This window comes from Micromonospora sp. NBC_00389 (genome assembly GCF_036059255.1).
GTDB lineage: Bacteria > Actinomycetota > Actinomycetes > Mycobacteriales > Micromonosporaceae > Micromonospora.
In genome coordinates this window covers 3849903-3861646 of record NZ_CP107947.1, presented here as the reverse complement: position 1 = coordinate 3861646, position 11744 = coordinate 3849903, and the positions used below count along the sequence as shown (strand labels likewise).

11 protein-coding genes are annotated in these 11744 nt (G+C 73.6%); 9 read left to right on the top strand and 2 right to left on the bottom strand.

Going from position 1 to position 11744, the window contains the following annotated elements:
* Positions 1–61 precede the first annotated feature (61 nt).
* From OG470_RS18300 to OG470_RS18290, 3 genes are read left to right on the top strand one after another with little or no spacing between them, the layout of a single operon-like run.
* Positions 62–1312, top strand: coding sequence for an RNA-guided endonuclease InsQ/TnpB family protein (locus OG470_RS18300; RefSeq protein ID WP_328424689.1), 1251 nt, complete (start codon positions 62–64; stop codon positions 1310–1312).
* Between the two features lie 25 nt (positions 1313–1337).
* On the top strand, positions 1338–2555 hold the full coding sequence (locus tag OG470_RS18295) for a cysteine desulfurase-like protein (protein ID WP_328425888.1): 1218 nt from the start codon (positions 1338–1340) through the stop codon (positions 2553–2555).
* Positions 2552–2839, top strand: a complete 288-nt coding sequence (locus OG470_RS18290) for a GNAT family N-acetyltransferase (RefSeq protein WP_328425886.1) — start codon at positions 2552–2554, stop codon at positions 2837–2839. The genes OG470_RS18295 and OG470_RS18290 overlap by 4 nt, the downstream gene beginning before the upstream one ends.
* A gap of 33 nt (positions 2840–2872) precedes the next feature.
* Here the strand turns inward: OG470_RS18290 and OG470_RS18285 are convergent, their stop codons facing one another.
* Positions 2873–4363 carry a glycoside hydrolase family 3 protein gene (locus OG470_RS18285; RefSeq protein WP_328425884.1) on the bottom strand — a complete coding sequence of 497 codons (1491 nt, stop codon included), beginning with the start codon at positions 4361–4363 and terminating at the stop codon, positions 2873–2875.
* 216 nt (positions 4364–4579) lie between these two features.
* On the opposite strand from OG470_RS18285, the gene OG470_RS18280 reads away from it, so the two are divergent.
* The 4 genes from OG470_RS18280 to OG470_RS18265 all read left to right on the top strand — a co-directional run bounded on the left by OG470_RS18280 (position 4580) and on the right by OG470_RS18265 (position 8041).
* A complete protein-coding gene (locus OG470_RS18280) occupies positions 4580–4705 on the top strand; it encodes a hypothetical protein (RefSeq protein WP_255421242.1) in 126 nt (41 codons plus the stop codon).
* A gap of 106 nt (positions 4706–4811) precedes the next feature.
* Complete coding sequence (locus tag OG470_RS18275) at positions 4812–5762, top strand: TIGR03557 family F420-dependent LLM class oxidoreductase (protein WP_328425883.1); 951 nt, start codon at positions 4812–4814, stop codon at positions 5760–5762.
* 83 nt (positions 5763–5845) lie between these two features.
* On the top strand, positions 5846–7477 hold the full coding sequence (locus OG470_RS18270) for a RecQ family ATP-dependent DNA helicase (RefSeq protein ID WP_328425882.1): 1632 nt from the start codon (positions 5846–5848) through the stop codon (positions 7475–7477).
* Positions 7478–7537: 60 nt separating this feature from the next.
* Positions 7538–8041: a hypothetical protein gene (locus OG470_RS18265; RefSeq protein WP_328425881.1), complete on the top strand. Its 504-nt coding sequence runs from the start codon at positions 7538–7540 to the stop codon at positions 8039–8041.
* 90 nt (positions 8042–8131) lie between these two features.
* Here the strand turns inward: OG470_RS18265 and OG470_RS18260 are convergent, their stop codons facing one another.
* Positions 8132–9763 carry an MFS transporter gene (locus tag OG470_RS18260; protein ID WP_328425879.1) on the bottom strand — a complete coding sequence of 544 codons (1632 nt, stop codon included), beginning with the start codon at positions 9761–9763 and terminating at the stop codon, positions 8132–8134.
* A gap of 81 nt (positions 9764–9844) precedes the next feature.
* Between OG470_RS18260 and OG470_RS18255 the strand changes: the two genes are divergently transcribed.
* A complete protein-coding gene (locus tag OG470_RS18255; RefSeq protein WP_328425877.1) occupies positions 9845–10606 on the top strand; it encodes a TetR/AcrR family transcriptional regulator in 762 nt (253 codons plus the stop codon).
* 10 nt (positions 10607–10616) lie between these two features.
* The gene (locus OG470_RS18250; protein WP_328425875.1) at positions 10617–11651 is read left to right on the top strand and encodes a helix-turn-helix domain-containing protein; all 1035 of its coding nucleotides are present in this window, start codon (positions 10617–10619) and stop codon (positions 11649–11651) included.
* Positions 11652–11744: the final 93 nt, after the last annotated feature.

The following is an 11744-nucleotide window of genomic DNA, read 5'->3' as shown; positions in this document are numbered from 1 at the left end:
TGATGTGTGGGCGTGTGTGTTGGAGGTCAATGCGTGGCGGCGTCGCCGCGGGGATGCGCCGGTGGCTGGCTATCAGGAGTTGTGTCGGGAGTTGGCGGCGTCGGGGCCGGGCACGTTCGGTGAGCTGGACAGTACGGGTGCCCGGTCGGTGTTGCGCCGGTTCTCCGATGCCTGGTTCGCGGCGGCGAAGCGCCGTAAGGCCGGTGACGACTCGGCGCGGTTTCCGCGTCGCCGGCGGGGGTTGGTGCCGGTGCGCTGGTATCACGGCACCTTCACGGTTGACGGGCGGCGGGTACGCATCCCCAGCGCGAGAGGCACCTGCCCGTTGTGGGTTCGCCTGGCCCGGGATCTGCCGTATCCGGTGGAGCAGGTCCGCTCGATCACGCTGCTGTCTGAGGGCGGGCGGTTGTTCCTCGACGTGACCGCCGAGATTCCGGTCGCGACCTACCCAGCGGGGGTGGGGCCGCAACCGGGTCGGGTGGCCGGGGTGGACCTCGGCATCATCCACCCCTACGCGGTGGCCGGGCCCGACGGTGCCGGGCTGTTGGTGTCCGGGCGGGCGGTCCGCGCGGAGCACCGGATGCACCTGGCCGACACCAAAGCCCGCCGCCGGGCGGTGGCGCGGCGGGCACCGAAACCGGGCCAGCGGGGGTCACGGCGGTGGCGTCAGTATCGCCGCCGGGCCCGTCTGGTGCAGGGACGGCATCGACGGCGGGTCCGCCAGGCCCAGCATGAGGCCGCCCGCACTGTCGTGTCCTGGGCGGTGGGTCAGCGGGTTGGGGTGCTGCACGTCGGCGACCCCCGCGGGGTGCTCGACATTGCGGCGGGGCGGCGGCACAACCTGCGGCTGCGGCAGTGGCAGATCGGCCGGTTGATTCAGGTCCTCACCGACAAGGCCACCCTCGCCGGGATCACTGTGCGGCTCGTCGACGAACGCGGCACCTCCTCGACCTGCCCCGCCTGCCGGCGGCGGGTACCGAAACCGCGTGGGCGCACCTTGTCCTGCCCCCACTGCCGATTCTCCGGGCACCGCGATCTCGTCGCGGCGGCCAGCATCGCCACCCGCACCCCGGGCGGCGGACCCACCACCCCCACGACGGCCGTTCCTGTGCTGCCTGGGGTGGTCACGCACCGTCGAGCCGGCCGGAACCTCCCCGGCGCCGGCCGGTCCCGGCGTGACCCCCGCCGCCCAGCCCGGGCAGCGAGAGGATCAGTTGGCCTGCGGAGGCCCGCCCCACCACCCAGTGGGGAGTCGCTCGCCCTCCAAGGCGAGGATCCACAACATCCCACCGGAACACCCGGTGAACGTTAGTGGACACCGCACTAGGGTTCCCGGCATGCCCTTCGACATCGCCCGCACCCGGGCCGCCTACCCCGCCCTGACCGAGGGTTTCGTCCACTTCGACGGGGCCGGGGGCACCCAGACCGCAGCCGGTGTGATCGACGCGGTCGCCGACGCCATGCGCACTGCGGTCGGTAACCGCAGCGCCGCCTTCGCGCCGGGTCGCCGGTCGCTGGAGCTGGTGGCGGCGGCCCGGTCGGCGGTAGCCGACCTGCTCGGTGCCGACCCGGCCGGGGTGGTGCTGGGTCCGAGTGCCACCGCACTGATGTACACCCTGGCCCGTACGCTCGGCGCGGGCTGGCGCCCCGGCGACGAGGTGGTGGTGTCCCGGCTCGACCACGACGCCAACGTGCGGCCGTGGGTGCAGGCCGCCGAGGCTGCCGGCGCGACGGTGCGGTGGGCCGAGATCGACCGGCACACCGGTGAGCTGCCCGCCGGCCAGTACGCCGAGCTGGTCAATGAGCGCACCAAACTGGTCGCGGTGACCGCCGGCAGCAACGCCATCGGCACGGTGCCGGACGTGCCGGCGATCGCCAAGGCCGCGCACGCGGTCGGCGCACTGGTCTGCGTCGACGGCGTGCACTCGGTGCCGCACGGGCCGACCGACCTTGCCTCGGTCGGCGCCGACGTGCTGGTCACCAGCGCCTACAAGTGGTCCGGGCCGCACCTGGCGGCGATGGTGGCCGACCCGGCCCGGTGGGCGGCGCTGCGCCCGGCGAAGCTGGTCCCGTCCTCCGACGCGGTGCCGGACCGGTTCGAGTACGGCACCCCGAGCTTTCCCCTGCTGGCCGGCGTGGCCGCCGCGGTGGACCACCTGGCCGGGCTAGACCCGGACGCCGTCGGGGACCGGCGTGCGCGGGTGCGGGCCGGGCTGGCCGCCGCCCAGGCGCACGAGGAGGCGCTGCTCGACCGGCTGCTCGCCGGGCTGACCGAGCAGCCCGCGATCACCGTCTACGGCTCGCCGGCGCGGCGCTGCCCGACGGTCTCCTTCCGGGTCGCCGGGATGTCGCCGGCCGCCACCCAGGAGGCGCTGGGGACAGCCGGGTTCTGCCTCTCCGCCGGCGACTACTACGCCTACGAGTACTTCCAGACGATGGGGCTGCGGGACAGCGGGGGCGCGGTCCGGGCCAGCATCTACCACTACAACACGGCCGACGAGGTCGACCGGTTGCTCGCCGAACTGGACGCGCTGGCGGGGAGAATGGCCCGATGAGCACCCTGGTCGAGGACAACCCTGCCAAGCGCCGGTTCGAGATCCTGGTCGACGACGCGTTGGCCGGCTTCACCGCGTACCTGACCCGCGGGGAGGTGCTGGTCTTCACCCACACCGAGGTGGACCCGGGCTTCCAGGGCAAGGGCGTGGGCGGCGCGCTGATCCGCGGCACCCTGGACCAGGTACGCGCCCGCGGCGGCACGCTGGTGCCGCAGTGCCCGTTCATGGCCGCGTTCATCGAGAAGCACCCGGAGTACGCCGACCTGGTCGCCGTTCAGCCGTAGCGCCGGGCGCCTCAGCCCGGTGCGGGCGTCGGGTCAGCGGGCGCCGGTCAGCACCTCGGCGGCAGCCCGTCCGCTGGCCCGGGTGGCGCCGTGGGTGGCCAGGTGCACCGCGCCGGTGACCAGCTCGGGCACGCCCAGCTCGACCACGACCGCGTCCGGCCGGGCGGCCAGCGCCCGCTGCACCGCGGCACGCATCCACTCGTGCCGGTGCAGGTCGCGGACCACCAGCACCAGCGGGCGGTTGCCCGCCCCGGCGCCCGGGTCGGTCGGCACGTCGTGCTGGGCGTAGCGGACCGCGCTCGTGCCGGGCAGCAGCTCGCCCATCGGTACGCCGAGGCCCCACGGCGTCTCGGCGCCGATGGCGATGTTGCGCGGTGGCTCGAACTCGACCACGTGCGCCGCGCGGGTCAGCGGCAACGCGGTCGTCCCGCCCGCCGCGACGGTGACCCGAACGGCGCGGCGGGCGGCGACCAGCCCGACGTCGGTGCTGCCGCGCGCTCCGGTCGACCGCTCGGAGCGGGCCGCCACCGTCCAGGCCGCGAGCTGACCGACCCGCTTGGCCGCCTCGGCGAGGCGCTCCTCGGGCAGCTCACCGGAGACGACCGCGGCCACGATGGCGTCGGCCAGTTCCCGGGCCGACTGCTCGTCGGCCCGTTCGCCGCCCACGCAGATCGCGTCGGCCCCGGCGGCGAGCGCGCGGACCGCCGCCCCGGCGAAGCCGTACCGGTCGGCGACCGCGCGCATCTCCACCGCGTCGGTCACCACCACGCCGGAGAAGCCCATCTCGTCGCGGAGCAGGCCACCCAGGATGCGTTGGCTCAACGTCGCCGGCAGCTGCGGGTCCAGCGCGGGCACCAGCAGGTGGCCGGTCATCACCGCCTGCACCCCGGCGGCCACGGCGGCCCGGAACGGGGCCAGCTCGACGGCGTCCAGGCGGTCCCGGTCGGCGGTGATCCGGGGCAGGTCGTGGTGCGAGTCGACCCGGGTGTCGCCGTGCCCGGGGAAGTGCTTGGCGCAGGCGGCGACGCCGCCGGCCTGCAGCCCGCGTACCCAGGCGGCGGTGTGCCGCGCGACCAGCGCCGGGTCCGCCCCGAACGAGCGGACGCCGATCACCGGGTTGGCCGGGTTGGAGTTGACGTCGGCGTCCGGGGCGTAGTCGAGGGTGACCCCGGCCCCGGCCAGCTCGACGCCGAGGTCCCGGGCGACCGCCTCGGTCAGCTCCGGGTCGTCGACCGCGCCGAGGGCGAAGTTGCCGGGCCGGGAGCTGCCCCGGACCGACTCGATCCGGGTGACGTCGCCGGCCTCCTCGTCGATCGCCACGATGACGTCCGGCCGCTCGGCGCGCAGCGTGGCGGTCAGCGCGGCCACCTGGGCGGTGTCGACGACGTTGCGGGCGAAGAGGACCACCGAGCCGAGCCCCTCGCCGAGCCAGCGGCACACCCACGGTGGTGGGGTGGTGCCGACGAACCCGGGTTGCAGGACGGCGGCGGCCAGCGCCGGAAGGTGCCCGCTGGGCGCCGTCACGCCGCCCGCCCCTGGCGGTCGGCGTTGGTCCCCGGCGCTGGCGCGCCCGCGCCGACCCGCTGGTTGCGCTCGCTCATGCGGCCCCCGTACCCCATCTCTCGCGCGCCCTCGGCGCACCGCCACCGGCAGGCGGTGCTGCCATGGTCACACCGAGCGATTCAATAGTCAATAAACCTTACAGTTGCCTGGAGGCACGGTCCCCGGGAGAGTGCGGGGATGGATCCCGCCCTGCTGGCCGACGCGACGAGCCCGGCCGATATCCCCGGCGTACGCCTGCTCGGCCTGGTGGTCGGCGCCCTGCTGCTCCTGGCCGCGATCCGGGCGATGTTCGGCCGACGCTGAGCGCGACCCGCCCGGCGCGATCGGGTGAGAGCCGGCGGACCGGGTGTGGCCGGCGACGGCCGGGGTACCGCTAATCCACCCAGCAGGTCCGTGCCGAGGGGGGACGATGAAGGTCGGCTACATCCTGTCCAGTGAGGAGTTCACGCCGGCCGAGCTGGTAGCGCAGGCGCGCGGCGCCGAACAGGCCGGCTTCGAGGCGCTCTGGATCTCCGACCACTACCACCCGTGGGTGGACGCACAGGGTCAGAGCCCGTTCGTCTGGTCGATGATCGGCGCGCTCAGCCAGGTCTGTTCGCTGCCGGTGACCACCGCGGTGACCTGCCCGACGGTGCGGATCCACCCGGCCGTGATCGCGCAGGCGGCGGCGACCAGCAGGGTGCTGCACGGCGGGCGGTTCGCACTCGGCGTCGGCAGCGGCGAGGCGCTCAACGAGCACATCTTCGGCGACGCCTGGCCGCAGGCCGACGTCCGGCTGGAGATGCTGGAGGAGGCCGTCGAGGTGCTGCGGAAGCTCTGGACCGGCGACTTCGTCAACCACCACGGCAAGCACTACACCGTCGAGCACGCCCGGATCTACACGCTGCCTGACACTCCCCCGCCGATCTACGTCTCCGGCTTCGGCCCGAAGTCCATCGACCTCGCCGCCCGGATCGGCGACGGCTACGTGAGCACCAGGCCCGACAGCGAGATGGTCCGGCGCTTCCGGGAGAACGGCGGCGGCGACAAGCCGTGCCAGGCCGGATTCAAGGCGGCGTACGCGGACAGCGAGGACGAGGGCATGCGGATCGCGTACCAGCGCTGGCCCAACGCCGGGGTCCCGGGCGAGCTGTCCCAGGTGCTGCCCTCGCCGCGCCACTTCGAGCAGGCCGCCCAGCTGGTCCGGCCGGAGATGCTGAAGGAGGCGTTCGTGTGCGGCAACAGCGCCGACGCGAACGTCGAGATGATCGGGAAGTTCGCCAGAGCCGGCTTCGACGAGGTGTACGTGGCCAACGTCGGCCCGCACTACCAGGGCCTGTTCGACCTCTACCAGCGCGAGGTCCTGCCCCGGGTGCGCTGAGTCCGTGGTGCCTCGGCGAGACCCTGGACAGTTGCCGTCGGGCGCGTTTCGGCGGTGATCGGGTCGGGTACCTCCGGCCCTCGATGAAGCTGTCCACGCACTCGATGACGTTGCGCCGCGCGGCACGGAGCCTCTTCGGCTGGACCGCGTTGCGGCCCAACCAACTGGCGGCCATGCGCGCGGTGATGAAGCGACGCGACGCCCTGGTCGTGCTGCCCACGGGCGCCGGCAAGTCCGCCATCTACCAGATCCCGGCCAGCCTGATCCCCGGCCCCACCGTGGTGATCTCCCCGCTGCTGGCTCTCCAGCAGGACCAGATCGCGGCCCTCAACGAGCGCCAGCGTCCGGAGCTGCGGGCGGTGCGGATCAGCTCGAACGAGTCGGCCGCCCAGCAGGCCGAGGCGATCAACGAGATTCGCGAGGGGCGGGCGGAGTTCCTGTTCATCACCCCGGAGCAGCTGAGCAACCCCGATCGGATGGCCGAGGTGGCCGCACTCAAGCCGGCGCTGGTGGCGATCGACGAGGCGCACTGCATCTCGGCCTGGGGGCACGACTTCCGTCCCGACTACCTGGCGCTCGGGCACCTCATCGAGGGCATCGGGCGGCCACCGGTGGTCGCGCTGACCGCCACCGCGTCCCCGCCGGTACGCGACGACATCATCGCCCGGCTGCGGCTGCACAAGCCGGAGGTGGTGGTCTCCGGGCTGGACCGGCCCAACCTGTTCCTGGAGGTGGCGCACTGCCCCACCGAGGACTACCGGTGGCGGCGCCTGGTCGCGCTGCTGCGTGACGATGAACGGCCGGGAATCATCTACGTGCCGACCCGCCGCGCCGCCGAGGAGCTGGCCACCCGGTTGACCGACGCCGGCTTCCCGGCGCAGTGCTACCACGGCGGAATGGCCGCCGGGGCGCGCTCCGAGCTGCACGAGGCGTTCCTCGCCGACCAGGTGCCGATCATGGTGGCCACCTCGGCGTTCGGGATGGGCATCGACAAGCCCAACATCGCCTGGGTGGTGCACATGGCGCTGCCCGACTCGCCGGACAGCTACTTCCAGGAGATCGGCCGGTCCGGGCGCGACGGGCAGCCGGCCCGGGTGCTGCTGCTCTGGCAGGCCGAGGACGTGGGCCTGCAACGGTTCTTCAGCGGTGGCCTGCCCGACGAGAACGAGCTGCGCGACCTGGCCGCGCTGCTGCGCCGTGAGCCGGCCACCAAGACCGAGCTGCGCGAGGCCACCGGCCTCGGGCCGCGCAAGCTGGGCCAGTACATCTCCCTGCTGGAGCAGGCCGGGGCGGCCGAGCCGCGGGCCCGGCAACGCATCGGTGCCCCTCCCTACTCCCCCACCCCGGTCGACGCCGCCGCGGCGGCGCTGGCCGAGGCGGAGCGGCAGCAGACCGTGACGCGGTCCCGCACCGACATGATGCGGGCCTTCGCCGAGACCAGCGCCTGCCGGGGGCAGACCCTGCTGGCGTACTTCGGCGAGCAGATGACCCAGGTCTGCGGGCACTGCGACAACTGCCACGCCGGCACCAGCGTCGCCGACCAGGGGGCGGTCGGGCCGTTCGCGGTGCACAGTCAGGTGCGCCACCCGGAGTGGGGGCACGGCATGGTGCTCGGGTACGAGGAGGACAAGATGACGGTTCTCTTCGACGAGGTCGGGTACAAGACGCTGTCGGTGCGCGTGGTGTCCGAACAGGGCCTGCTGACCCTGGACTAGCCTGACCGGGCACCGGGCCAACCGATTGACCAAGCAGAGCAGGGTGGAAGGGGCGTTGCCGTGATCGAGCAGCCGGCGTACACCGGTTTCGGTTTCTCCGACGAGGAGTGGGGGCTGCTGGTCGGCCTACCTCAGTCGGTGCTGACCGCGGCGAGCGCCGCCGAGTCCGACGGCACCCGCCGGACCATGGCGGAGAACGCGGCCGGACTGGAGACCATCGCCGCTGGCCGGGAGTCGGCCAGCCCGCTGGTCGCCGCTGTGGCCGGCGAGATCGTGACCCGGGTCGGCGATCCGGAGACCGGCGAGGAGTTGCCGGTCATCGCGCCCGCCGACCCGCGGGCGATGATCGACGACGTGCTGCTGCGGGCCGGCCAGGCCGCCGCGTTGCTGGCCGCGCGGGTCGACGAGGGTGCGGCCGGGGCGTACAAGCACTGGCTGGTGAAGATCGCCGAGCAGGTGGTGGGCGCCGCTTCCAGCGGCGGGCTGCTCGGCCTCGGCGGCGAGTCGGTCAGCGATTCCGAGCGGCGCTTCCGCGACCGGCTCGCGCACGTACTCACCGACTGACCGACGACCCACCCGACAACAACCAACCGGGCGGCCGCCCGGTGGTCCCCCGCACGGGCGGACCACCGGGCGGCCGCTCTGCTCCGCCGGTCACGACGCCGTTGGACCACCCGGACCGGTCGGGTTCGGCGTTCGCTGCACCGCCGTCCCGGCCACAACCGGCGGGGCCGGGACCGGGTCGGCGGCCAGCACGGCGGGGTCGCCCGGCCGGGCTCCGCGCAGCGCGACCAGCGCGGTCACCGCGCCCAGCAGCATCGCCACCATGGCGGCGATCGCGGCGAGGTGCAGCCCGTCGGTGAACGCCAGCCGGGCGGCGTGCAGCACCGCGTCGCCAAGCTCGGCCGGCAGCCCGTCGGCCACCGCCAGCGCACCACCCAGCGTCTCCCGGGCCGCGTCGCGGGCATCCCCCGGCAGCCCGGCGGGCAGGCCGTCGACGACCTCGCGCCGGTAGACCGCGGCACCCACGCTGCCCAGGATCGCCATCCCCAGCGCGCCGCCCAACTCGCTGCTGGACTCGGTCAGCGCCGAGGCGACACCGGCCTGCTCCGGCGGCGCCGCGCCGAGCACCAGTTCGGTGACCAGCGACATCACCATGACCAGCCCGGCGGCGTAGATGCTGGCGCCGAGCAGCAGCAGCCAGAGCGGCGACTCCGGCGTGACCCGGGTGAGCACCACGAAGCCGACCACGGCGATCCCGAAACCCGTCCCGATCAGGTACGCCCGCTCGATGCGCTGGGCGAGCGCGGCGGCGGCCGGGGCGATCCCGCCCACCGCCAGCGACGGCACCAGGCTCCACAGTGCCGCCCGCAGCGGGCTCAGGCCGAGCACCGACTGGAGGTGCTGGGTGGTGAAGATGGCGAAGCCGACCAGGGCGAACATCGCCAGCAGGTTGACCGCGAGCGACCCGGCGAAGCCCCGACGGCGAAACAGCGCCAGGTCGATCATCGGGTACGCCCGGGTCCGCTGCCGGTGCAGGAACAGCGCCCCGACCAGCAGGCCGGCGACGATGGCCAGCACCCGAGCGGCACTGACGCCGTCCCGGGCCATCTCCTTGATGCCGTAGATCACCGGCAGCAGCGCGCCGAGCGACAGCACGGCGCTGACCAGGTCGAACCGCCCGGCCGTCGGGTTGCGGAACTCGGGCACCAGGACCGGGGCGAGCAGGAGCAGCAGCAGCATCGCCGGAATGTTGATCAGGAAGATCGAGCCCCACCAGAAGTGCTCCAGCAGGATGCCGCTGAGCACCGGACCGATCGCGATGCCGCCGGTGAGCGTGGCGGTCCAGATGCCGATCGCGGTGCCACGCTGCTTGGCGTCGTGGAACATGTTGCGCACCAGGGCGAGCGTGGAGGGCATCAGGGTGGCCCCGCCCACGCCCAGCACGGCGCGCGCGGCGATCAGGGTGGCGGCGCTGTCGGCGTACGCGGCCAGCAGGGACGCCGCCCCGAACGCGGCGGCGCCGATCAGCAGCAGTCGGCGCCGGCCGATCCGGTCGCCCAGGGCGCCCATGGTGATCAGTAGCCCGGCCAGCACGAAGCCGTAGATGTCGAAGATCCAGAGCTGCTGGGTGCCGGTGGGGCGCAGTTCCTCGCTGATGAACGGGACGGCGAAGTAGAGCACCGACACGTCCATCGAGACCAGGAGCAGCGGCAGCATCAGCACCGTGAACCCGATCCACTCCCGCCGGCCCGCGCGCGGTGCCGGTGCGGTCGTCGCTGTCATGGGAAGACTCCTTCTGCGTATGGCGTACGCTGTTCTGCGTAGACCATACGCAGAACTAGGATGGCGAGGCAAGGAGGAAATGTGGCGGCGAAGACAGACGACAGCGGCCCGGCGATCCCGCCGGCCATCCAGAGCGCCTGGGGGCTGCGCGAGCGGCCTCCCAAGGGGCCCCGGCCCGGGCTGACCGTGAGCGGCATCGTGGACGCCGCCGTGCGCGTGGCCGACGCCGACGGGCTGGCGGCCGTCTCGATGAGCCGGGTGGCCAAGGAGTTGGGCGCCGCCACCATGGCCCTCTACCGGTACATCGGCTCCAAGGACGAGCTGCTGATGCTCATGGTGGACGCCGGGTACGGCCCGCCGCCCGGTCCCGCCGCACCGGACGCCGACTGGCGCGCCGGCCTCACCCGCTGGGCCTGGGCCGAGCACGACGTGCTGCGGCGGCGGCCCTGGCTGCTGCACGTGCCGATCACCGGCCCGCCGATCACCCCCCAGACGCTCGGCTGGATGGAGGACGGGCTGCGCTGCCTCGACGGCACCGCGCTGGCCGAGGGCGAGCAGATGTCGACACTGCTGCTGATCACCGGGTACGTCCGCAACGAGGCCACCCTCTCCACGCAGATCGCCGAGGGCAGCCGGGCCGCCGGCATGAACCCGGGCGAGATGATGCCGGCGTACAGCCGGATGCTCAGCCGGCTCATCGACCCGGCCCGCTTCCCGGCGCTGCACCGGGTGCTGACCTCCGGCGTGCTGAACCAGGACGACGACCTGGACGAGGAGTTCACCTTCGGCCTCGACCGGATCCTCGACGGCATCGAGGCCCTGATCCGGCGGCGAGCGGTCTGAGGGGCGCCGGATGCTGCACCGGGACACCGTCGACACCACCGTCCTGCCGCCGGGTGAGCGGTTCGGGATGTGGCTCGACCTGGTCGCGCGCACCTCGGCGCCGCTGCGGATCCAGTCCGCGCACACCGACGACTTCGCCGCCCGCGCCGACTTCATCGACCTCGGCCCGATCCAGCTGGTCGAGTACCAGTACCCGTCGCTGGACGCCACCCGCACCCGCAAGCTGGTCCGTCGCTCCGACCCGGAGTTCTACGTGCTCGCCCTCACCACCGGCGGCGTCGGCACGTCCAGCCAGGACGGTCGCCACAGTGAGATCCAGGCCGGCGAGTTCACCTTCTACGACGCCTCCCGCCCGCACGACGTCTGTCACCACGCGACCGAGCCGGCACGGGACCAGGCCACCTCGATCATCACGCTGATTCCGCACGCCGCGCTGCCGCTGCCGCCGCAGCGGATGGCCGCGCTCTACGGCGGCCGGATGTCCGGCAGCGAGGGGATCGGGGCGCTGCTGGCGCAGTTCCTGCGCCAGGTCACCGGGCACCCCGAGCAGTACCACGCCGCCGACGCCAGCCGGCTCGGCGCGGTCGGGCTGGACCTGGCCACCACCATGCTCGGACGGCACCTGGTCGCCGAGGACGAGGTGCCCACCGAGGTACGCCGCCGCGCGCTTGTCACCCAGGTGCAGGCGTACGTCCACCGCCACCTCGGCGACGCGGCAATCAGCCCGCAGGCCGTCGCGGACGCCCACCACATCTCGCTGCGCTCGCTGCACCGGCTGTTCGAGGGCGAGGAGGCCACCGTGGCGTCGTACATCCGGGACCTGCGGCTGGCGCGGTGCCGACGCGACCTCACCGACCCGACGCTGCGTACCCAGTCCGTGCAGACCATCGCCGCGCGCTGGGGGTTTCCCGACAAGGCCCACTTCAGCCGGGTGTTCCGGGTCGCCTACGGGCTGAGCCCGCAGGCGTACCGCGAGGGCCAGTCGGATCCGGCGCGGATCGTCAACCGCCCGGCGTCCACGGTCAACTTGTCGCGGGCAGACTGACAGGCAGCGCGGCCGACCCGAGCTCATGATCGGCCGCCAACGGGGGCCGTGGCGAGGCGCCCGCCGCCATGCCGCAGCGGGCGGCCGCCCGGT